Here is a 22,263-nt window from a genome sequence, read left to right as displayed (position 1 = left end):
AGACGCGGCCGGTGAACGGGGACGCCGACGCGCCGGACACCGAGGCGTCACGTCCGGCGGCCGGGCCGCGCCCCGCCGACGAGGCGCGGCGCGCGCTGCGAGCCGCGCGGGAGCGCGACACGCGGGGTGCGGCGGCCGGGGACGAGCCGGGTTCGCGGTCCGACAGGACGGCCTCCCCGACGGCCCGACCGGGCGACGCGGCCAGGGAAGCCCTGCGCCGCGCCGCCGGGAGGGGGAGCGATACACACCCGGGCCCCAGTGCGGGTACGGACGCGGTGCCGGATCCGGAGACCGACCCAGATGCCGAACCCGACGCGGTTCGGCCGCCCGCCCAGGCGGAGGCGCCGGACGCCCCGTCCGCCGGCGCGCCCGCGACCGGCGCGCGCCCCGGTGACATCGCCCGCGAGGCACTGCGCGTGGCGCGCACGGAGGCCAGACAGGCGCGGACCGCGGCCGAAACCAAGGGAGTCGGGACCGCACACCGGTCCGCCGACCGTGCGTCGGCCGGTTCGCTGGCCCGGCGCGGCCGACCGGACCCCGACCGGGGAGGCCGGGTCCGCGACGTAGGAGAGGTGCTCGCGGAGGCCTTCGAACTGCCCGGCTCCAGGACGCCGCGCGAGGAAACCGCCACCGGACGTCCGGCGTACGCCCACGCCAGGACCGACGTCGAGACTGACGTCGAGACCGACGTCGACACCGATCTTGAGACCGGTACGGAGAGGGAAAGCCACCGTTCGGCGCACCCGGACGAGTCACGCGAGTCACCTGAGCCACCCGGGTCACCCAAGATCCTCGCGGACCCGCCACCCGCCGCCCTGCCACGCTCCATGGCATCCCCGCGCCGCGACGGCGAGCTGCGCCGCACCTTCGAAGCCCTCCCCGCCCGCACCTCGCACACGGACCCGGACGCCTTCGCGGAGACGTGGTGGGGCAACGCCTGGGTGAGCGCCCTTGAAGAGGGCGCCCTGGACGCGGCGCGGCTGGCGCGCGGACGGGCGTACGCCGACCGGGGGCATGTCGACGCCATCACGGTCACACCGGGACTGGTGCTGGCCTATGTCCACGGGAGCCGTCCACGGCCGTATCGCGTACAGGTCAGACTGCGGACGCTGGAGGACGCCGACTGGGACTGCTTCCTCGACGCGGCCGCCGAGCGCCCCGGGCACATCGCGGCGCTGCTCGACAAGGAGATGCCCAAGTCGCTCGCGGACTGCGGAGTCGATCTGCTCCCCGGCCCCGGGGATCTCGCACCGCAGTGCAGCTGCCCCGACTACGGCCATCCCTGCAAACACGCGGCCGCCCTCTGTTACCAGACGGCACGTCTGCTCGACGAGGACCCCTTCGTGCTGCTTCTGCTGCGCGGCCGGGGCGAGCGAGAGCTGCTCGACGCGCTGTCCCGCCGCAACGCGACCCGCGCGGCCCGCGCCGCCCAGGAACAGCCGTCGGCGCCGCTGCCCGGCATACGGGCCCGTGACGCCCTTGCGCTCCGGACGCTGCCGCTCCTCCCGGCACCGCTGCCCGCCCCCGCACACCCCGAGCAGCCGCCGACCTACCCGGGCGCGCCGGGCGGCCCGGATCCCTTCGCGCTGGACCAGCTGGCCATGGACGCGGCAGCCCGCGCGCACGCGCTGCTGACGACGGGCCGCGACCCGGTCGCGGAGCTGACGCTCTGGCAGGACGCGGTACGGCTCGCCGCCGCCCGCCCGGGTTCCGGTCTCACCGGCGCCACTCGCGCCCTCTACGCCTCGCTGGCCTCCGCCGCCGGACGCACCCCCGCCGACCTGGCGCGCGCGGTCGCCGCCTGGCGGCAGGGCGGACTCGAAGGGCTCTGCGTCCTGGAAGAGCCCTGGGACCCTCCGGCGGGCCGTTTCGACCGGGCCCGCCCACTCCTCCTCGCCGCCGACCTGCCCGCCTTCCGCCCCTGGCGCAATCACCTCACCCACCCCCGCGGCCACGTCCAGCTGCGCCTGGGCCACGACGGCCTCTGGTACGCCTACGAATCGGAACCGGGCCAGGAGGACTGGTGGCCCCGGGGCACCCCCGACCTCGACCCCGTCGGCGCCCTCACGGGCCTTGGCGCTCCCGGCGAGCTCTGACGCGCCCCAGGGGAGCCCGCGCGGCCGCGCGGGCGGGCCTGGGGCGGTCAGCGGGACGCGGGGAAGCCCAGGTCCGGACCGGCCGCCACCTCGGCCGGGTCCGGCCAGCGGCTCGTGATGACCTTGCCGCGCGTGTAGAAGTGGACGGCTTCGCTGCCGTACATGCGGTGGTCGCCGAAGGCCGAGTCCTTCCAGCCGCCGAAGGAGTGGTAGCCCACCGGCACCGGCATCGGCACGTTCACGCCGACCATGCCGGTCTCGACCTCCAGCTGGAACCGGCGGGCCGCGCCGCCGTCGCGGGTGAAGATCGAGCTGGCGTTGCCGAACGGGGAGCCGTTGATGATCTCCATGGCCTCCTCGTAGGTCTCCGCGCGGAGCACGCACAGGACGGGGCCGAAGATCTCGTTGCGGTGGACGTCCGAGCCCGTGCGGACCTTGTCGAGGAGCGAGACACCCATCCAGTGCCCGTTCTCCAGGCCCTCGACGGTGAAGTCCCTGCCGTCCAGTACGACGTCGGCGCCCTGGGCGGCCGCGCCCGCGACGTAGTCCGCGACCTGGTCGCGGTGCGCCTTGGTGATGAGCGGGCCCATCTCGGACGTCGGGTCGTTGCCCGGGCCGATCTTGACCTTCTTGGCCCGCTCGGCGATCCGGGACACCAGCGGGTCGCCCGCCGAGCCGACCGCGACCACCACGGAGACCGCCATGCAGCGCTGGCCCGCGGAGCCGTAGGCGGCCGTCACGGCGGCCTCGGCCGCCGCGTCGAGGTCGGCGTCGGGCAGCACCAGCATGTGGTTCTTCGCTTCGCCGAGGGCCTGGACACGCTTGCCGGCGGCGGACGCCCTGGTGTAGACGTGGCGGGCGACCGGCGTGGAGCCCACGAACGACACGGCCGCCACGTCCGGGTGGTCGAGCAGCGCGTTCACCGCGACCTCGTCGCCGTGCACGATGTTGAGCACACCGTCGGGCACGCCGGCCTCGGCCGCGAGTTCCGCGAGGAGCATGGACGCGGAGGGGGCCTTGCTGCTCGGCTTGTGGACGAAGGTGTTCCCGCAGGCGATCGCCATGGGGAACATCCACATGCTGATCATCGCGGGGAAGTTGAACGGTGAGATGCCGACGATCACGCCGAGCGGCTGGCGGATCGACGCCACGTCGACGTTGCTCGAGACCTCCGTGGACGTGTCGCCCTTGAGCGCCATGCCGAGCCCGCAGGCCAGTTCGACGATCTCCAGGCCCCGGGCCACCTCGCCCAGCGCGTCCGCGTGGACCTTGCCCTGCTCGGCGGTGATCAGCGCGGCGAGGTCGTCGCGGCGCGCGTTCAGCAGCTCCCGGTAGCGGAAGAGGATCGCGATCCGCTGGGCGAGCGAGGACGTGCGCCAGGTGGCATAGGCCTCCTTCGCCGCGGCGACCGCGGCGTCGACCTCGTCGGCGCCTGCCATCGCGACCTGTGCGGTGACCTCTCCGGTCGCGGGGTCGGTCACAGGGCCCCAGGTGCCGGAGGCGCCCGCGGCGCCTCCGAAGGGCTTGCCACCGATCCAGTGGGTGACGGTCTTCATCGGCGGAACTCCTTCAAAGGTGGGCGGCGGGCAGTGAGGTTCCTGTCGTTCACCTCACGGGCCTGGACTTCAGCCGGACGGTCCGCGGCCTCGGCCGCGGGCACGCCTCCCATGCCGGGAGGCCTGACTGCTGATATCGAAGCTACCGTTCTGATCCGCACGCACAGGCGCTTCGGAGCGTCAGGGCTCGAAGTGCCTCCCTCAGGTCCCACACTGTCGTGGCGTGGATCACTGGGTGTCGGCAGACCTGGTCGTTGTCACTTGCTGGGCTCGGTTCTGCTGTCGGTCCAGGTGAGTCGGACGCGGCGACGGCGGGCATCGCGTCGCCGGTCTCGACAGGTTCTCTGGTCGGCGCCGCCCCGATTGTGTCGGCAGTCTCTGAACCTGGCCCCCCGCCGGGTGCGACCCGAGCGCCGTTTGCCGTCCGAGGCGTTGTTGCCCGGGCAGACCCGCCCAGGAGGCAAGGTGCCCGGAGGAGGGGAAGATCGACATGTCCAGGCCGATCTCGGCCGCCAGCAGTCGGCGGGCGAGTACCCCGCGGTGTTCGACGCGGAAACGGTGCCCGAGTGCCTCCTCCAGCCTCTCCCTTGTGGACCGCAAGCGGCCCTTGACCAGCGAGGCCAGGACCTTTGGATCGCGCTCTCCCTCCACCAGTGCGTCCAGGATCGCCCGCGCGGACTTCGAGTACGCCTGGGAGGCCACCGATGCCAGCTTGATCCCGGCGTCCTGGAGCACCTTCTCCAGTCGCTGGATCATCCGAGCCCGTTCCTGCGTCATCGGTGTCCGTGACCGCGTCAGATCCCGCAGGTCCCGCAGCTCCTGGGCGTCATGCGAGCCAAGCGGACTCCTTCGGACGGGTGTGCGGTGAGCTGTCGGTGCCGCCGTGCGCGGCCGTGCGGCCCAGGTAGCGGTGCACGAAGTGGATACTCATCGCGCCTTCGCCGACCGCGGAGGCCACCCGCTTTACCGAGCCGCTACGGACGTCCCCTACCGCGAAGACCCCGGGCAGGCTGGTCTCCAGGGTCATGCACGAGCGCCCGCGGCCGTGCCACACCTCGGGGTAGGCGCAGGCTTCCTGGGCCTCCGGGCCGGTGAGGACGAAGCCGCGGGAGTCGAGGGCGATGATGCCGGCGAGCCACTCGGTGTGGGGGTCGGCGCCGGTGAAGACGAACAGGCCCCGTACCGCGAGTCGGCGGTGCCCGCCCGTGCGGTTGTCGACCACGTCGAGCCCCTCCAGCACCTCCTGGCCGATGACCTCGGTGACCTCGGTGTGCAGCATGACCTCCACCCGCGGATGGCGTTCGACCTGGTCGACCAGGTAGCGGGACATGTTGGCCTCAAGGCTGGGTCCTCGGACCAGCAGGTGCACCTTCGGCGCGTACCCGGCGAGGAACAGCACCGCCTGGCCCGCCGAGTTGCCTCCGCCGACGACGGCCACCGGGTCGGTGCGGCACTGCTGGGCCTCGTAGACGGTCGCCGAGTAGTGGACGCTCGTTCCCTCCAGGCGTTCGATGCCGGGCACCTGGAGCCGGCGGTAGCGGGCGCCCGTGGCCAGGACGACGGCGCGGGCGGCGATCTCGCTGCCGTCGGCGAACGCCACCACGTAGTGGTCCTCGTCCTTGGGATGGAGACCGGTCGCCTCCAGCGGAATGCTGATCCTGGCGCCGAACTTGTCGGCTTGGAGCACGGCGCGTTCGGTGAGTTCGGCGCCTGAGATGCCGGCGGGGAAGCCGAGCAGATTCTCGATGCGGGACGACGTGGCGGCCTGGCCGCCGGTGGCCATCGCCTCCACCACGGTGGTGCTCAGGCCCTCGGAGGCGGCGTACACCGCGGCAGCGAGGCCGGCGGGTCCGGAGCCGACGATGAGGACGTCGCCGTGACGGATTCCGGCGGGTAGTGACGGCAGGCCGATGAGCCGGGCCAGTTCCGCGTTGCTGGGGTTGCGCAACAGGGTGGTGTCCCGCCAGATGACGAGCGGTGTCTCCTCCGGGCCGACGCCGAAGCGGCGCAGCAGGTCCTCGGCCTCCTCGTCGGTCTCCAGGTCGATCCAGCGGTGCGGCAGCCGGTTGCGGATGGCGAACTCGCGCAGCCGCCGGGTGTCGGGCGAGTAGCGCGAGCCGATGATGCGGAAGCCGGCGCCCTGTCCGACGAGCAGCGCGCGACGGCCCAGACAGGCGCGCAGCACGAGGTCCCCGATGGTGGAGTCCTGGGACACCAGGTGGCGCAATTGGGCCAAGGAGACGACGAGGACCTCGCCCGGGTCCCTGGCGACAGCGGTGTAGAAGGCCACCTGTCCGTGCAGCAGCCCGAGTTCGCCGATGAAGCGACCGGGGCCGTGTACGCGCAGCACGTGTTCCGCGGGAGTGCCGTAGTCCTCGACGACGGCGACGGTACCGCTGAGGACGACGAAGAACGTCTCGCAGCGCTCCCCCTCCTGGATCAGCACGTCGTTCGGAGCCATGCTCCGGCGTTGCCCGTGCTCCGCCAGACGTGCTATCTGGTCTTCCGTAAGGCGCGGATACGCGCCGTAGATGTCCGGGGTCTCCCAGAAGACGGCCTCGTCCGCTTCCTCCGGCACCGGTTCTCCGCCCGGCAGCGGCTGGTCGCCGGACATCAGACGAACGCCTCGTGAACGTAGCACCAGCGCCATTCCTCGCCGGGCTGGAACGACTGCACGATCGGATGGGCGTCGGCAGCTGCGTGCCTACGCGCGTGCTTGTTCGGCGAGGAGTCGCAGCAGCCGACGTGCCCGCAGGTCAGGCAGAGCCTCAGGTGGACCCACGGGGAGCCGAGCAGCAGACACTCCTGACACCCTTCTGGGGTCAGCGGCTGGACCGGCCGGACAAGCGCGAGGTGGGGGTCTGCGTGCAGGGTCATCCGGATCACCCTTCCCGGGCCGTGATCGACTGTTCCACCCACTGGCGCAGAGCGGGGGCGGGTGCCGCCCCCGCCTGCCGGGCGACCGTCTCGCCCTGGTCGAGGACGAGCAGTGTCGGTACCGCCTGTACCTCGAAACGCTGCGACAGCCGCGGGTTCTTGTCGATGTCGACCTTGACGAGTTTGATGCGGCCGGCGAGGTCGGTGGCGACCTTCTCCAGCGCGGGGCTGACCATGCGGCAGGGGCCGCACCAGGTGGCCCACAGGTCGACGACGACGGGCACGGTGGCCTGCTCGACGACCTCGGTGAAGTTGTCGTCGCTCGCGTCGGCCATCCACGGTAGGGGCTGCTTGCAGTTGCCGCACCTGGGGCGGCCCTCGGCGGCCACGGGTACCCGGTTGGCGCGCCCGCAGTGCGGGCAGGTGACGTTGGTGGCTTGCAAGGTACTCATGCCGCCCTCGCTCCCTTCACGTCCCCGGGCTGGTCGTAGGTGACCACCAGCTCTGCGTGCTCGGCGTCGACGCGGACCGTCGCGCCGTCCTGGACGTCGCCGCGCAGCAGGGCGCGTCCGACCAGTGTCTCGACCTCGTGGGAGATGTAACGCCGCAGCGGCCGGGCCCCGTACACCGGGTCGTAGCCTTGGTGGGCGATCACTTCCCGGGCAGCGGCGGTGAGTTCGACGGTGATGCGGCGTTCGGCGAGCCGCTGCCGCAGTTCGTCGAACTGCAGCTCCACGATCCGCTCGATCTGCCGCTCGCCGAGCGGTTTGAACAGCACGATGTCGTCGACGCGGTTGAGGAACTCCGGGCGGAAGTGCCCGCGCAGCTCGCCCATCACCAGGGCGCGGGCGTCGGGCTTGATCTCACCTTCGGCGGTGGCGCCGTCGAGGAGGTGCTCGGAGCCGATGTTGGACGTCATGATGATCACGGTGTTGCGGAAGTCGACGGTGCGGCCCTGGGCGTCGGTGATGCGGCCGTCGTCGAGGATCTGCAGCAGGGTGTTGAAGACATCGGTGTGCGCCTTCTCGATCTCGTCGAACAGCACGACCGAGTACGGCTTGCGGCGTACGGCCTCGGTGAGCTGGCCGCCTTCCTCGTAGCCGACGTATCCGGGCGGTGCGCCCATGAGCCGGCTGACGGTGTGCCGCTCCTGGTACTCGCTCATGTCGAGGCGGACCATGTTCTCCTCGGAGTCGAACAGAGTCCGGGCGAGGGTCTTGGCCAGCTCGGTCTTCCCGACGCCGGTGGGGCCGAGGAAGATGAACGAGCCGATGGGGCGGCGAGGGTCGCGGATGCCGGAGCGGGCGCGGATGATGGCGTCGGTGACGAGTTTGACGGCTTCGTCCTGGCCGATGACGCGCTCGCGCAGGATCTCGTCGAGGCGCAGCAGTTTCTCGCGTTCGCCCTCCTGGAGGCGGGCGACGGGGATGCCGGTCCAGGCGGCGACGATCTCGGCGATCTCCTCCTCGGTGACGACCTCGCGCAGCAGCCGGTTCTGCCCTTGTTTGACGGCCAGTTGCTCCTCTTCTGCGGCGAGTCGGCGCTCCAGTTCCCGGAGTCGGCCGTAGCGGAGTTCGGCGGCGCGGTTGAGGTCGTAGGCGCGTTCGGCCTCCTCTGCCTCGTGGCGGACCTGCTCCAGTTCCTGGCGCAGTTCCTGCACGCGGCGGATCGCCTGCCGTTCGGCCTCCCACTGCGCGTGTTTGGCGTCGGCCTCGCCGCGCAGGTCGGCCAGTTCCCTGCGCAGCTCCTCCAGGCGTGTTTTGCTGGCGGGGTCGGTCTCCTTGGACAGGGCCGCCTCCTCGATCTCCAGGCGGGTGACGCGGCGGGTGATCTCGTCGAGTTCGGCGGGCATCGAGTCGATCTCGGTACGCAGCCGGGCGCACGCCTCGTCGACGAGGTCGATGGCCTTGTCGGGCAGGAACCGGTCGGAGATGTAGCGGTGGCTGAGGGTGGCCGCGGAGACCAGCGCGGTGTCCTGGATCTTCACGCCGTGGAAGACCTCGAGGCGTTCGCGCAGTCCGCGCAGGATGGAGATGGTGTCCTCCACGCTCGGCTCGTCGACCAGGACCTGCTGGAAGCGGCGTTCGAGGGCGGCGTCCTTCTCGATGTGCTTGCGGTACTCGTCGAGGGTGGTGGCGCCGATCATGTGGAGTTCGCCGCGGGCGAGCATCGGCTTGAGCATGTTGCCAGCGTCCATGGCCCCTTCGGCGGCGCCTGCGCCGACGACGGTGTGGAGTTCGTCGACGAAGAGCAGGATGCGCCCTTGGGCGGCCTTCACCTCGGACAGCACGGCCTTGAGGCGTTCCTCGAACTCGCCGCGGTACTTGGCGCCGGCGACCAGGGAGCCCATGTCGAGGGCGAACACCGTCTTGTCGCGCAGGCCCTCGGGGACATCGCCGCGGACGATACGCTGGGCGAGGCCCTCGACGATGGCGGTCTTGCCGACGCCGGGGTCGCCGATGAGGACGGGGTTGTTCTTGGTCTTGCGGCTGAGGATCTGGGTGACGCGGCGGATCTCCGCGTCACGGCCGATGACCGGGTCCAGCCGCCCGGACCGAGCCTCGAGGACCAGGTCGCGGCCGTACTTCTCCAGAGCCTCGTAGGCCACTTCAGGGTTGGCGGAGGTGACGCGCTGGTTGCCGCGGACCTGGGTGAGCGCGCTCAGGAACGAGTCCCTGGTGATGCCGGCCTGTTTGAGCAGTCGCCCGGCGGCGGTTGAAGAGCTCTCCTCAGCCAGGGCGAGCAGGAGGTGTTCCACGGACACGTACTCGTCCTTGAGGCGTTTGGCCTCCCGTTCGGCGGCGTCGAGCAGGTGGGCGAGGCGCTGGGTGACGAAGACCTGGCCGGGTGCCGCGCCGGGGCCGGTGACCTTCGGGCGGCGGGAGAGTTCCTCGCGCACGGCCGCGCGCAGTTCCTTCGGCTCGGTGCCGGCCTGTTGCAGCAACCGCGGGATCAGACCGTCCTCCTGATCGAGAAGTGCGAGCAGCAGGTGTTCCCCGTCGACCTCGGTGTGCCCCATGCGGCCGGCCGCGGTCTGGGCCTCCTGGAGGGCTTCCTGGGACTTCTGGGTGAGACGGTTCATGTCCATGGGGGTGTTTCACTCCTCATGCCGCGGCCGCGCAGGGCGGCTTCGAGCAGGCTGATGCGGTCGAGCAGGTCGAGCACCAGGCCGATGGATGCGTAGTTGAGGCAGAGTCCGGTGCGCAGCCGCTGGATGCGGGCAAGGACCGCCGGGGCCGTGGGGCCGAACACCAGGCGCCCCGCGGCGTCGCGTTCGGTGTCGATCAGGCCGAGGGCGACGAATCGGCGGATCAGATCGGGGTGGAGGCCCGAGCGACGGGCCACGGCGTTGAGGGAGAGCCTGGGGGCGGGCACGAGCGGGTACCGGACAGCCGACGAGGCGGTGAGGTCGGCGCCCGTTCGTACCGGACGGTTGCCCACGCCGGCCCGGCCGATGCCTGCCGCTCCCGCGGGTCGGTCGTTCATCGCGTCCTCCTGGGGTCGTACGAGGAGGTGGCGGCGAGCTCCTCGAACAGTTCGCGCTCCCGGTCGCTGAGCTTGGGCGGCACCATGATCCGGAGCTCGGCGTACAGGTCGCCGTTCGCGCCGCGCGGGTTCGGCATGCCCTCGCCACGCAGCCGCAGCCGCCGGCCGCTGGACGAACCCGCGGGCACCGTGACCTTGGCCGTGCCGCCGCCGGGCGTGGGCACCGGCACGGTCGCGCCCAGGGCCGCCTCCCAGGGGGCGACCGGGACCTGGACGTGCACGTCGCGGCCGTCCAGCCGGAACCGGGGGTGGGGCTGGATACGCACCCGCAGGTACAGGTCGCCCGCGGCGGCGTCACCGCTGCCCCGGCCGCCCTCGCCCGCCAGCCGGATGCGCTGCCCGTCGGTGACGCCCGGCGGCACGTCGACCTCGTACCGCCGCGGCTGCCCGGTGGGACCGGCGAGCGTGACGGTGCGACGGCCGCCTCGGTACGCCTCCTCGACGGTGAGCGGCAGCTCGGCCTCCTGGTCCGCTCCGGGGACGCCGCCTCGGGCGGCGCCGGCTCCGAACATGGAGCCGAGCAGGTCCTCGATATCGATGCCCTCCGCGCCGAAGTCGTCGCCGAAGCCGGTGGTGTACCGGACGCGAGGACCGCCACCGCCTGCGGTCCTCCGACCGCGGAAGCCGCCGCCCGCTCCGGCCGCGACCCGTTCGTCGAAGTCCTCGGGGATCTTGCGGAAGTCCTCGCCGAAGCGGTCGTAGCGGGCCCGGGTCTTGGGATCGGACAGGACGCTGTGTGCCTCGTTGAGGTCCTTGAAACGCTCCTCCGCCCCGGGGTCCTTGTTGACGTCGGGGTGGTACCTGCGGGCGAGTTTGCGATACGCCTGCTGGATCTCGTCCTGGCTCGCGCTCCGCGACACGCCCAGCACCTCGTAGTAGTCCCGTGCCATGACCGGTCACTCCCGCTTCGCGACGGTCACCGCGGCCGGCCTGAGCTGCCTCTCGCCGTCCCCGTAGCCGGGGCGCAGCACCTCGACGACCGTGCCCGGTGGGGCGTCTGGGTCCTGGACGACGCCGACCACCTCGTGCCGGGCCGGGTCGAAGGCGACGCCGGTCTCCGCGTGCCGCGGGTAGCCGAGCAGTTCCAGGACGTTCACTGCCTGGTCGCGCACGGCCCGGATGCCCTCCACGATCGCGCCCGGATCGGCGCCGGCGTGGGTCAGGGCGAGTTCGAGGTTGTCGAGGACGGGCAGGAAGGCGGCCGCCGTGCGGGACCGCTCGACCGCCCGTTCGCGCTCCAGTTCCCTGGCGTGACGCTTGCGAAGGTTGTCGAGGTCGGCGAGTGCGCGCCGCCAGCGGTCCTCCAGTTCCTGGATCGCGGTCGTGTACTCGTCCTCGGCAGGCGCGGGGCCGGCGGCGTCGGGCCCCGGCTCGCCGTTCGCCGCTTCCGGCCGGGTCGGCGGGCCCGGTTGCGGCAAATCCCCGCGAGGAGGGCGTACGGCGCCTTCCGGGACCGGTTCGACCGGATCCGACCCGGCCCGGCCGGGTTCCTGGGGGTGGGTGGGCATGGCGCGCCTCAGCCCTTGTCGAACTCGGCGTCGATGACGTCATCGGCACCGCCACTCGTGGGACCGCCGGTGGCGGCGTCCTGGCCGGGACCGCCCGTGGCAGCGGCGCCCTGATGGGCCGCCAGCCCGGCGAGCACCTGCTGGAGTTCGGAGGTCAGGGGCCGCACGCGCTCCACGCCCGCCTCTTCCTTGACCGCCGCCCGGGCGTCGGACACGAGCATCTCGGCGCGTGCCTTCTCGTGCGCCGGCGCTGCGTCGCCCAGTTCGGCGAGGCGCTTCTCGACCTGGTACGCGACGGCGTCGAGTTCGTTGCGGGCGTCGACGGCCTCGCGGAGTGCATGGTCCTGGCCCTGGTTGCGCTCGGCCTCCTGGACCATGCGTTCGACCTCACTGCGGTCCAGGTTGGAGCTCTCGCTGATGGTGATGCCCTGTTCCTTGCCGGTGTCCCGGTCGCGGGCCTTGACGTTGAGGATGCCGTTGGCGTCGATGTCGAAGGTGACCTCGACCTGCGGTTCGCCCCGCGGCGCCGGCCGGATGTCGGTGAGCTGGAACCGGCCCAGCACCCGGTTGTCGGCGGCCCGCTCGCGCTCGCCCTGGAGGACCACCACATCGACGGCCGGCTGGTTGTCCTCGGCGGTGGAGAAGGTCTCGCTGCGACGCACCGGGATGGTGGTGTTCCGCTCGATGATCTTCGTCATCACTCCGCCGCGCGTCTCCACGCCCAGCGACAAGGGTGTGACGTCGAGCAGCAGGACGTCCTTGACCTCGCCCTTGAGCACCCCGGCCTGGATCGCGGCGCCCAGGGCCACGACCTCGTCTGGGTTGACGCTCATGTTGGGTTCCTTGCCGCCGGTCAGTCGGCGGACCAGAGCCTGCACCGCCGGGATACGTGTGGAACCGCCTACGAGGATGACCTCGTCGATGTCGCTCTCGCCGACCTTGGCGTCGGCCATCGCCTGCTGCACCGGTCCCAGGCAACGTTCCACCAGGTCGCCGGTGATCTGCTCGAACGTGGACCGCATGATCGAGTCGGTGAGGTGCTTGGGGCCCGAGGCATCGGCGGTGATGAACGGCAGGCTGACCTGCGTCTGCGTCACCGAACTCAGCTCGGTCTTGGCCTTCTCCGCCGCCTCGAACAGTCGTTGCAGCGCCTGCGGGTCCTTCCGCAGGTCGATGCCGTTCGCCTTCTGGAAGTCGTCCGCGAGGTAATCCACCAGACGCCGGTCGAAGTCGTCGCCGCCCAGGTGGCTGTCGCCGGCGGTGGAGCGCACCTCCACCACGCCGTCGCCGACGTCGAGGATGCTCACGTCGAAGGTGCCACCGCCCAGGTCGAAGACGAGGACGGTCTCGTGCTGCTTCTTGTCCATGCCGTACGCGAGGGCGGCCGCCGTCGGCTCGTTGATGATCCGCAGCACCTCCAGTCCCGCGATCCGTCCGGCGTCCTTGGTGGCGGTGCGCTGAGCGTCGTTGAAGTAGGCGGGCACCGTGATGACCGCCTCCGTGACCCGCTCCCCGAGCTGCTTGGAGGCGTCGTCGGCGAGTTTCCGCAGCACCTGTGCGCTGATCTCCTCAGGCGCATAGAGCTTGTCGCGCACCTTGAAGCGGGCCGCCCCGCCGTCGCCCTCGACGACGTCGTACGCCACCGCCCTGGCCTCGTCGGAGATCTCGTCGAAGTGCCGGCCGATGAACCGCTTGGCCGAGTAGATGGTGCCCTTGGGGTTGAGGATCGCCTGGCGCCGGGCCAGCTGGCCCACCAGGCGTTCCCCGGTGTCGGTGAAGGCCACCACAGACGGTGTCGTGCGGTTGCCCTCGCTGTTGGGTACGACGGACGGCTCGCCGCCCTCCCACACGGCGATCACCGAGTTGGTGGTGCCCAGGTCGATGCCCACTGCCTTGGCCATGAGGAACTCCTCCCGGTACGGCGCCCGCGTCGACTCTCCGGATCACATTCGTTCAGGTAGGGGTGGGACCTCCGCCGGTTTCCCACCCGTGCGCACGGAGGGTCTCGCGCACTCCCCAGAGTGACGAGCCGGGTGGCTCCACGCCTGCGCCTGGCGAGTCAGGAATGCACGGGTCCGGTCGCCCCACGAGTACGAGAGGAAGAATCCGAACATCTCGGATGAGCCGGCCCAGGAGCGGGTACCACCGCTCGCCTGTAGGCTCGGGGAGAACGGAGTGATCCCATGGCCAGCAGCCGTGCGCACAACGTGTACCGCCGCTGCTCCGACCGGGAGGGCAGCCTTCGGCGGGGCAGCGGCGGGCGGCACCCCACGGCCGCGCGGAGAGGGCCCCGCCCACCCGCTCCAACCACAGCCGATCATGCCCTCCGCGAACTGATGGTGCTCTCCCGCGCCCTGTTCGACACCCCGGACGAAGGCGAGATCCTGCGCCTGGCCATGGACCACATAGCCGCCGCAGGGCCATACAGCGCCGAGGCCGGATACCTCAAGGTGGACGGCGACCTGGTCCCCAGCCCGAGGAACCGGCAGACGCATGCCTCGGCCGTGAACCGGAGGGTGCGGGAGCTGGCCGGGCAAGACGGCCCTGTGACCGTACCGGGCAGGCCCTGGGGCCGGGCCCTGGGGCTACGCGGACTTGACAGACTCCACGGCTACCTCGTGGTGACGTCCCGCTCCCGGCCCACCGAGGCCGAGCGCTCCCTGCTCGCCACACTCGTCCGGCACACCGCTGCTGCACTGTCAGTCGGCTTCGCACACCGCCGCCAACGCGAGGACGCGCTGGAGCTGCACCGGCTGAGGGACGAACGCACAGCCCTCCAGCGGCAGCTGATCTCCGTCGTCGCTGAGCTGGGATTCCAGAAGGCCGTTCACGCGCTCATGGCCGACGTCGCTGCCTCGGGCGGCGGCGAGGAAGCCATCACCCACGCACTGCACAGGCTCACTGGATTCCCCGCGCTGGTCGAGGACCGCTTCGGTCGGCTGAGGTCCTGGACCGGCCCCAGCCGCCCCGACCCCTATCCCGAGCCTGACCCCGTGCGCCAGGACGAAATGCTGCACGCCGCCGCCCGTCAGGCCGGGCCGGTGCGTATAAAGGACCGGCTGATCACCCTGGTCCGCCCGCACGGCGAGATCCTGGGCGTGCTGGCCCTGGTCGATGCCCGGGACGAGGCCGACGAGCACACCGTGCTCGCGCTGGAACACGCCGCCGCGTCGCTCGCCCCGGAGCTGGCGCACCTGCGCAATCTGGCCGAAGTGGAGCTGAGGCTGCACCGCGGGCTGGTCGACGACCTCCTGGCAGGGACGGACGAGGGGAGCGCCTACGCCCGGTCCGAGGCAGTCGGACACGACCTGCACCGCAGCCACTACATCGTCGTGGTGCAGTGGCCGAACCGGACTGCGGACGATTCCTTCGCGCAGACCGTGGGACGGGCGGCCTCTGCCGTGGGCATGCGCTCGCTGCTGACCCGACGTTCCGACCACGTGGTCTTGGTCGCCGACGACAGGCCGCACGCCCGCGCGTTGTACGAGGCGCTCGCCCGGGAGACCGGGACACGGTCCGGGACGATCGGGGTGAGCGCCCCTTGCGACTCCCTGGACGACATCCCCCACCACTACCAGGAGGCGCAGCGCGCCCTGGAAGTACGCCGCCACTCCCGCGAGCACTACGGCACGACGTTCTTCGACGAGCTCGGCCTCTACCGCATCCTGGGGCCTGGCAACGATTACCGGGAACTGGAGACGTTCGTCCAGGAGTGGCTCGGGCAGCTCATCGACTACGACTCCCGGCACCACACGGCCATGGTGGAGACCCTGTCCCGGTACTTCGACTGCGGCGGCAACTACGACGAGACCGCGGACTCCCTCGCGATCCACCGCAGCACGCTGCGCTATCGGCTCCAGCGCATCCGCGACATCAGCGGCAACGACCTCGCGAACGTCGAGGACCGGCTGAACCTCCAGGTGGCGACCCGAGTGTGGAAGATCGTGCTGGGCGGCCCCGGCTGATGCCTCGCTAGAACTTTCGTGCGATCGGTGTCAGTGACGGCAGTTGGGCGGGCTGCCCTGTTACAGAGCTGCAGTGGGTGGGTGGCCCTTCCTCGGTTGATCAACGTCGCGCCAGAAGACGGGGGCCTTGGTTCATCACCGCCATCGCGATGATCGGCGGGGCCTTCGGCACCAGCCTCGAAGGGGCCGAGAAGGTGTCCGACGCCGCCTGTGGACGACGGCAGCCTGAGCGTCAGCGGATGCTGCGGCAGATGTCGCGGCCGGAGCGAGGCGAACGCAGGGGGCCGGACACCACCGACGGGTGACGCCCGGGCCGCGGCCCGGGCGTCACAGGGCGATGACGTGGAGGTCGACCAGGTCGAGCAGCGCCCCCAGGGCCGAGCTGGGCGGCCGGTGGCGGTCGAGGGGGCCGCCGAGGCGGGCGCCGACACCCAGGTGATCGACCTCAAGCGGTTGGATCTTCCGTTCTACACGTCCGAGCACGGGATCTCTCCGTCCGCCCGCCGGCTTGCGGACACCGTTCAGGCCGCCGACGCCCTGCTGTGGAGCAGCCCGACGTACCACGGGTCGACTGTGTGGAGGGTGGTTGGGTTGTTGTGGGTGGTGTCTGGGCCGGAAGGGTCGGTGTGTGTCTGTGCTGGTTGTCCGGTCTCGCGTGTGCGGGGGATGACGTCTCTGATGGACGGCTTCACCGTCCGCGCGGTGCAGGGATCGCCGGCCTTGCGCTGCGCCTCGAGCACCCGTCGTCGTTTCGTGGTGTTCGGGTGGGTACGTGGCAGCACCATCTCCTGCACGAACGTTCCGGGGCGTGTCTGAAGAAGGACGGCTACCGCCGCCGCCCACTCTTTAGCCCGGCCCCTGCGCCGGGCCCGGTCCTGTTCCATTCTCGGCGGGGTGCCCTAATGCGGGGTGCCCTAATACAGTCCCGCTTCCCCGAGCTGGTCGCGTCGTCCGGTCAGCAATTCTCGTTCGAGGCGTTGCAACGCCGTGCAGCCTCCTGCGGACGGCCGTACGGCTGGCCGAGGGATGCCTGCGCACTTCATGCTGCTCTGCCAGGGGAAGAGGGGGTGCCCTTTTTCGGCCTGGGGTGCGGAGGCGCTCAGCAGGGGGCTGTGCGAATCTCGACCGGGTAACAGCCGATGGCGGCGCGGGCGGGAGCGAACGACGTCGTCCGTTCCCGGTGAGGAGGCGAGAGGCATGACCGTGATGGGTGTGTCGAAGTTCGAGAGGTTCTTCCGCGCTGCCGCAAGCCTCGACGTGGACAGGAACGACCTGAAGCGGTACGGCGACTTCGTCGACGCCAAGCTCTACGACCTCCTGGTCGTCGGCCAGGCGTCAGCCAAGGCCAACGGCAGGGATACCGTCGAACCGTGGGACCTGCCGATCACCAAGGGCCTCCAGGAGTGCATCCACCGGTTCCGGCGGCTCGACGAGGAGGTCGAGCTGAAGCCGATCCTGGAACAGCTCGCCGGGCATCCTCCCCTCGACAGGACACCTACCCAGGAGGCCGAAGAGCGCTACCCCGAGATCATCGGCGGTCTCAGTGTCGCCCTCGCCGAGACGTTCAAAATCATGTATCCGGATGTGAAGAACCCGCAGACCAGTCACTGGGAGGGCGTGACCGCGGTGTTCGACCGGCTGCTGTAGCAGTGCCCCGGTGCGATGCCGGACGGGGGGCGGAAGGTGGAGACTGGGAACCTTCACCGAGGCCCGGGTCGCGCCGCAGGTGCTCGGGGATTCGCGATCGCGGTTTCAGCGCGACTGGTCGCCTGGCCAGGAAATGGCCGGCGCCGCCTACGGTTTCGCCGACGTGGGTCCCTACAACGGCGGGCGGGCCGAACTGCTGCGCGTTACCTGCGGCGACCACAACTGCCTGGTGTTGCCGGAAGAGGCCAGGGAGCGGCGAACCGACTACGTGATGCTCTCCGGCATGTTCCCCACCGTCTGGCACGCCGCCGAGCTCGCCCGGCGGCCTGGTCCAGGCCGGGAAGGCCGAGCCGTCCTGGATCGTCTCCCACGAACTCATACTGGACAAGGCAGCAGACGGATACACGGATACCAGCACTTCGACGCCCGCGACGACGGCTGGACGAAGGTCGTCCGCCCACTCGGACGGCAGCTTTCACTGACCGCGCGCAGACAGTGCTCGGGGCATCTTCGGCCGGGCCTTGCAGTCCCCGGTCCGGAAAAGAGATGCGGACAGGCCCTGGCGGGTGTCCCTACCGCTCGCGTCGTACAACCAGCGACTCGTGAAGGGGCGTCGAGCGCGTGGAACTTGACGAGCCGCGCGGTGCGTTGCAGGGCGCAGGGGCGAAGACCGAGATCGTCTCGCTCCACCCCGGCGAGATCCAGGCCCGCCGGTTCGACTTCAACGCGGCCGGAACCTTCCGCGTGGACCGCCTGGTCGCCGACGCCTCCGTCGACGATTACCACGCCCTGCTCCTGCCCGGCGGCACCATGAACCCTGACCAGCTGCGCATGGACCGCGACGCGGTGCAGTTCGTCAAGGACTTCATGGCCAGCGGGAAACCGGTCGCATCGATCTGCCACGGCCCGTGGACCCTGGCGGAAGCCGACGCCGTGCGCGGCCGTCGCCTGACGTCCTGGCCCAGCATCCGCACCGACCTGCGCAACGCCGGCGCGGAGGTCGTCGCCGATCAGGAGGTGGTCGTCGACGGGCAGCTGGTCACCAGCCGCAGCCCGGCCGACCTGCCCGCCTTCTGCGCCGCCGTCGTGGAGCAGTTCGCCCGGGCGCACCACCCCATGCCCAGCTGACCCGGCGGAATGGGCCCAGACGGGGCACCTCGCGAGCGATATCCGCCACAAGCTGGAACGCAGCATCGACGCGCGCGACCCTGCGCCCCGAACCCGGCTGACCGATGCTCAGCCCCTCGCGCCGTCGTCATGAGCGCGCGAGCCGGGCCGCGAGATAGGGCGCGGTGGCGCTGGGGCGGGCCCTCGCCACCTTGGCCGGCGGGCCCGCCGCGACCACCCGCCCGCCCGCGTCGCCGCCGCCCGGCCCGAGGTCGATGACCCAGTCGGCGGTGGCGATCGTGTCCAGGTCGTGCTCGACGAGGACGACCGTGTTGCCGGCGTCGACGAGCCGGTGCAGCTGTCGCAGCAGCAGCGCGATGTCCGAGGGGTGCAGTGCCGTTCCACCTGAACCGGGTGAACGAGGCATGCCGGAGCCATGGACCCCGTCGCACCAACTCCCGGGAGTCAGGCTCGGTACGCCGTCTCCATCGCACCCGTGCTGCGGTCATGCCGCGGCACCGAAGGAAGCGATCATGAAAGCAGCGGTATATGAAGGCCCGCGAACGGTCACGGTGAAGGACGTACCGGACGCGAAGATCGAACACCCCTGCGACACTCAGCCTGGACGAGGCCCCCACCGCCTACGAGCACTTCGACGCACGTGACGAGGGCTGGACCAAGGTGGTCCTGCATCCGAGTGGACACGGGAACGGCCACAAGCGGTAGGCGACCCGGGGCCGCCGTCCCGCCCGTCCTCCGGCCGGGGCTGGGGGCAATCGCCCGCGCTCCGGTCGGACCTGAACCAACGGCGATTGCCAGCGCTCCGGCCCGGTAGGACGGACGGCGGACGCTCAGCAGTGTCCGCAGTGGCTGCACCCCGTCCAGCGGCTGCGGCCGCCGGCCTGTTCGCGGGGCGTGTGGGAGGGTTCCCTGCCCGACGGTTGCCGCACCTCAACCAGGCCGATGCGACCCGGCGGGGTGTTCCGGCTAGGCTCACACCCGTGACGTGGCTGCGGGCCTTCGGAGAGGTCGTGCGATCCGGGCTCACGATCGAGGAGACGCGGCTGGAGCCCCTGCTCGCGCTGCGCACGGCCGCTGGGGTGGCGATCGTCGTCGGGGCGGCGCTGTGGCTCGTCTCCCCTGCGTATGCCGCGTCCGCCGCCCTCGGTGCCTACTCCGCGGGTGGGGCCACCTTCCAGCGCACCTGGCGTCCACGCAAGGTGATCGCGCTCGGCGCGGGCGCGGGTCTGGCGCTCAGCACCTTCGTGGGCTACCTGGCCGCGGGGCGACTCGTCACGTTCCTCCCGCTGCTGGCCGTATGGGCCTTTGCCGCGGGAATGGCGTGGGCCGTCGGATCGACCGCTGGGATCGTCGCAGCGACGACCGTGGGCAGCATGCTGGTGACCATCACCCTGCCCACGAGCGTCGGGCGAGCCCTGGAGCACGCCGGGGTCATCGCACTCGGGGGCGTGACGCAGGCCGTGCTGATCTTGCTGTTCCCGATCCGGCGTTGGGGAGCGCATCGTGACGCGCTCGCCGACGCCCTGGCCGCCGTGGCGGACTACGCCCGCCGGTTGCGGCACGACCCGACCGCCCCGTTCGACCCGGAGCCGTTGATGACGGCCCGGGACGCGGCCGCCGTGACGCCGTCACAGGCCCGCACCCGTCCCCCCGTCCTCCACGGCCCCCGAGGACTCGCCGAGCGCATTCGGCCGGTCGTCGCCGCGCTCGCCGACCCGGACGTCGGCGCCCCGGCGGAGGGACCCGGGAGGGACCGCGCGCGGGAGTTGCTCGACGCGGCCGCCGACGTCCTGGATGCGGCCGCTCGTTCGATCCGCCGCGGCACTCCCGCCGAGGTGCGGCCCGGGAGCACGGACGTCCTGCGTGTCGACGAGGAGCACGAGGTGCTGGAGGGCCCCGCGCGGCAGGCCGCCGAGCGGCTCGTGGAACTGCTCGGCGAGGCGTTGGAGATCGCCGGGAGCGGCAGCGTCTCCGGGAGGACGCCCATGCCGCCCGGCTCGACGAGCGCCCAGTTCCTGGTGCGCCCGACAATGTTCCGGCTGGTCCCGGTCGTCGTCCGGGCGGTCCGCCGTGAGCTCCGCCGGGACTCGCCCGTGTTCCGGCACGCCGTCCGCCTGGCGGCGGTGGCCACGCTCGGCTACCTGATCGCCGCCCGGCTACCCCTGGGCCACGGCTACTGGGCGCCCATCACCTCGGTGATGGTGATGCGGCCGGACTTCCACCGGACGTACGCGCGCGCGGTGGCCCGTCTCGCCGGGACCCTGGCGGGGGTCGCGCTCGCCACCGGGATGGTGCGGGCCCTGGGCCCGGACGCCCATGTGTTCGGCGCGCTGGCGGTGGTCTCGGCGGGCCTGTCGTACACGCTGAACCGTACCGGCTACGCCTACTCCCAGTGCTTCACTGCCGCGTACGTCGTCTTCCTGCTCGGCATGGGCGGCCAGGCATGGGAGCAGACGGTCCCGGAGCGGGTGGTGCTCACCCTGCTCGGCGGGGCCCTGGCAATGCTGGCGTACGTGGTGTTCCCCGCATGGGAGACACCCCGGCTGCCGGGCCGGCTTGCGGACTGGCTCGCCGCCAACGGCCGCTACGCGGCCGCGGTGCTCCGCAGCTACGCCGAACCGACCCGGGAGCATCACGCCGACATGCGCAGGGCACTGCTGGCGAGCAGGGAGGCACGTGCCGCCTGGCAGGAGGCATACGACCGGGCAAGGCAGGAACCGGTCCGCCCCAGGGGTCTGACGTCGCGCGAGGCGCAGGAGGCGCAGGAGGCGCTCAAGGGGTTCGGCCGGGCGGCGATGCTCATGGAGAGCCACGTCCCGCGGGCCGACAGCCGTTTCGTCCCCGAGGCGGAGCGGTTCGCCGAGGCCCTGGAGGCGGACACCGCGCAGGCGGCGGTCGACGTGCGCGAGCACAGGAATCCGGACTGGGGGCGCGTGGAGGAGGCGCTCCACGCGTGGGAGGGCTCCGCCGCCGGGGACCGGAGCCCGGCGGTGCGGCGCGGGGCGGAACTGCAGAAGCAAGCCTTGGAGGACCTCGCGACGGCCGTGAGCCGCACACCCCTGGAACGGGACGTCGGCTCCGCTCGCGAGGAGCAGCGGGTGCGGGCGGCCGAGGCGGCGGAAGGTGACGGATCAGGACCCGCGCCCCGGGGTGGGTGACGGCGCCGGCGACGGGGAGCGCCGAGCCTCCAGGAGCGGGAAGTAGTCTCCCGGCCGCGTCGAGCGCCGCCACACGTACGCCGCTGTCGCCATCACGAGGATCAGCCCCGCCAGGATGAGCAGTTCGATCCCCTCGACGTTCCACCGGAAGGACTTCTCCGCCTCGGCCGTCACGATGAGCACCTTGCGGATGCCGGCAATCAGGCCGACGACGAGGAACGGCTCCGCGTCGAGGGTCTGGTTCCTGATGGTGAGGCGGACGGTGTGGAGCAGCTCGGCCACGATGAACTGCTCGCGGGGCTCCTGACCGTCGGGGTCGTCCACGACGTCATCAGGTCGGTGCAGGGTCCGTACCGCGAGGAGACGGTCGTTCTCTCCGCCCTGGACAACGGCCTTGTGCTGCGTGGCGAAGTCGACCTCACTACCGGCGCGGAGATCCAGCGCGCGCTCCTGGGCCCCGACGGCGAAGCTACCCGGCACACCGTGATGGACCTGAGTCAGGTGACCTTCATGGACTCCACGGGCATCAACGCCCTGATCGGGGCTCGCCAGGCCGCCACTGCCATCCAGGGCTGGGTACGCGTGGCCGGCCCCACCGCCTACATCCTGCGCGTCCTTCAGCTCGTTGGCCTCGACACTGTGATGCCCTGCTATCCCATGCTCCAACAGGCCCTGAGCGGCTAGAACATCGTTCCAGTCCCGGCGGCCCGAGCCCACCGGCGGTCGTCGCTTCCCTCAACATCTGGAGGCCCCGTCGAGGTCGCTCGGACGCCCTGGCTGGG

At 71.4% G+C, this 22,263-nt stretch carries 19 protein-coding genes and 2 pseudogenes; 8 read left to right on the top strand and 13 right to left on the bottom strand.

The window, feature by feature from the left end:
* Positions 1–11 precede the first annotated feature (11 nt).
* Entirely contained in the window at positions 12–2,096 is a 2,085-nt protein-coding gene (locus OG819_RS45485) for an SWIM zinc finger family protein (RefSeq protein ID WP_266655593.1), read from the top strand.
* 47 nt (positions 2,097–2,143) lie between these two features.
* On the opposite strand, the gene OG819_RS45480 is transcribed toward OG819_RS45485, so the two are convergent.
* From OG819_RS45480 to dnaK, 10 genes are all read right to left on the bottom strand, one after another.
* A complete protein-coding gene (locus OG819_RS45480) occupies positions 2,144–3,652 on the bottom strand; it encodes a CoA-acylating methylmalonate-semialdehyde dehydrogenase (RefSeq protein ID WP_266630469.1) in 1,509 nt (502 codons plus the stop codon).
* Between the two features lie 228 nt (positions 3,653–3,880).
* Positions 3,881–4,408, bottom strand: a complete 528-nt coding sequence (locus OG819_RS45475) for a hypothetical protein (protein ID WP_266655244.1) — start codon at positions 4,406–4,408, stop codon at positions 3,881–3,883.
* Between the two features lie 70 nt (positions 4,409–4,478).
* Positions 4,479–6,266 (bottom strand): FAD-dependent oxidoreductase, encoded by a 1,788-nt coding sequence (locus OG819_RS45470; protein WP_266630473.1) that lies wholly within the window; start codon positions 6,264–6,266, stop codon positions 4,479–4,481.
* Entirely contained in the window at positions 6,266–6,529 is a 264-nt protein-coding gene (locus OG819_RS45465; protein ID WP_067378125.1) for a UBP-type zinc finger domain-containing protein, read from the bottom strand. The genes OG819_RS45470 and OG819_RS45465 overlap by 1 nt, the downstream gene beginning before the upstream one ends.
* Before the next feature lie 5 nt (positions 6,530–6,534).
* Complete coding sequence (gene trxA / locus OG819_RS45460) at positions 6,535–6,981, bottom strand: thioredoxin (RefSeq protein ID WP_266630476.1); 447 nt, start codon at positions 6,979–6,981, stop codon at positions 6,535–6,537.
* Positions 6,978–9,617, bottom strand: coding sequence for an ATP-dependent chaperone ClpB (clpB, locus tag OG819_RS45455; RefSeq protein ID WP_266655242.1), 2,640 nt, complete (start codon positions 9,615–9,617; stop codon positions 6,978–6,980). The genes trxA and clpB overlap by 4 nt, the downstream gene beginning before the upstream one ends.
* Positions 9,608–10,015, bottom strand: coding sequence for a chaperone modulator CbpM (locus tag OG819_RS45450; RefSeq protein WP_266630479.1), 408 nt, complete (start codon positions 10,013–10,015; stop codon positions 9,608–9,610). The genes clpB and OG819_RS45450 overlap by 10 nt, the downstream gene beginning before the upstream one ends.
* Positions 10,012–10,965 (bottom strand): J domain-containing protein, encoded by a 954-nt coding sequence (locus OG819_RS45445; protein ID WP_266655240.1) that lies wholly within the window; start codon positions 10,963–10,965, stop codon positions 10,012–10,014. The genes OG819_RS45450 and OG819_RS45445 overlap by 4 nt, the downstream gene beginning before the upstream one ends.
* Before the next feature lie 6 nt (positions 10,966–10,971).
* Positions 10,972–11,583 (bottom strand): nucleotide exchange factor GrpE, encoded by a 612-nt coding sequence (grpE, locus tag OG819_RS45440; protein WP_266630482.1) that lies wholly within the window; start codon positions 11,581–11,583, stop codon positions 10,972–10,974.
* Between the two features lie 8 nt (positions 11,584–11,591).
* On the bottom strand, positions 11,592–13,484 hold the full coding sequence (dnaK, locus tag OG819_RS45435; protein ID WP_266655238.1) for a molecular chaperone DnaK: 1,893 nt from the start codon (positions 13,482–13,484) through the stop codon (positions 11,592–11,594).
* Between the two features lie 282 nt (positions 13,485–13,766).
* Between dnaK and OG819_RS45430 the strand changes: the two genes are divergently transcribed.
* Positions 13,767–15,548 carry a helix-turn-helix domain-containing protein gene (locus OG819_RS45430; protein ID WP_266655236.1) on the top strand — a complete coding sequence of 594 codons (1,782 nt, stop codon included), beginning with the start codon at positions 13,767–13,769 and terminating at the stop codon, positions 15,546–15,548.
* Between the two features lie 327 nt (positions 15,549–15,875).
* Here OG819_RS45430 and OG819_RS45425 read toward each other — a convergent pair whose 3' ends face one another.
* A complete protein-coding gene (locus OG819_RS45425) occupies positions 15,876–16,031 on the bottom strand; it encodes a hypothetical protein (protein ID WP_266655641.1) in 156 nt (51 codons plus the stop codon).
* Here OG819_RS45425 and OG819_RS45420 point away from each other — a divergent pair.
* From OG819_RS45420 to OG819_RS45405, 4 genes and pseudogenes are all read left to right on the top strand, one after another.
* Positions 15,984–16,364, top strand: coding sequence for an NAD(P)H-dependent oxidoreductase (locus OG819_RS45420; RefSeq protein WP_266655591.1), 381 nt, complete (start codon positions 15,984–15,986; stop codon positions 16,362–16,364). The genes OG819_RS45425 and OG819_RS45420 overlap by 48 nt on opposite strands.
* A 381-nt stretch (positions 16,365–16,745) precedes the next feature.
* Positions 16,746–17,195 carry a DUF1931 family protein gene (locus tag OG819_RS45415; protein WP_266630488.1) on the top strand — a complete coding sequence of 150 codons (450 nt, stop codon included), beginning with the start codon at positions 16,746–16,748 and terminating at the stop codon, positions 17,193–17,195.
* 139 nt (positions 17,196–17,334) lie between these two features.
* A pseudogene (locus OG819_RS45410) lies at positions 17,335–17,514 on the top strand (aldehyde dehydrogenase); the annotation flags it as partial.
* Between the two features lie 302 nt (positions 17,515–17,816).
* On the top strand, positions 17,817–18,323 hold the full coding sequence (locus OG819_RS45405) for a type 1 glutamine amidotransferase domain-containing protein (protein WP_266630490.1): 507 nt from the start codon (positions 17,817–17,819) through the stop codon (positions 18,321–18,323).
* A gap of 127 nt (positions 18,324–18,450) precedes the next feature.
* Here the strand turns inward: OG819_RS45405 and OG819_RS45400 are convergent.
* Positions 18,451–18,696: pseudogene (locus OG819_RS45400) on the bottom strand (ABC transporter); the annotation flags it as partial.
* 607 nt (positions 18,697–19,303) lie between these two features.
* On the opposite strand from OG819_RS45400, the gene OG819_RS45395 reads away from it, so the two are divergent.
* A complete protein-coding gene (locus tag OG819_RS45395) occupies positions 19,304–21,481 on the top strand; it encodes an FUSC family protein (RefSeq protein WP_266630494.1) in 2,178 nt (725 codons plus the stop codon).
* Here the strand turns inward: OG819_RS45395 and OG819_RS45390 are convergent.
* Positions 21,455–21,763: a phosphate-starvation-inducible PsiE family protein gene (locus tag OG819_RS45390; protein WP_266655234.1), complete on the bottom strand. Its 309-nt coding sequence runs from the start codon at positions 21,761–21,763 to the stop codon at positions 21,455–21,457. The genes OG819_RS45395 and OG819_RS45390 overlap by 27 nt on opposite strands.
* On the opposite strand from OG819_RS45390, the gene OG819_RS45385 reads away from it, so the two are divergent.
* Complete coding sequence (locus OG819_RS45385; protein ID WP_266655232.1) at positions 21,746–22,165, top strand: STAS domain-containing protein; 420 nt, start codon at positions 21,746–21,748, stop codon at positions 22,163–22,165. The two genes, OG819_RS45390 and OG819_RS45385, sit on opposite strands and share 18 nt — an antisense overlap.
* Positions 22,166–22,263 lie beyond the last annotated feature (98 nt).

This window comes from Streptomyces sp. NBC_01549, from assembly GCF_026339955.1.
Lineage (GTDB): Bacteria > Actinomycetota > Actinomycetes > Streptomycetales > Streptomycetaceae > Streptomyces.
Note: the sequence above shows the minus strand (reverse complement) of the source record. Positions and strands in the feature narration are given on the sequence as shown.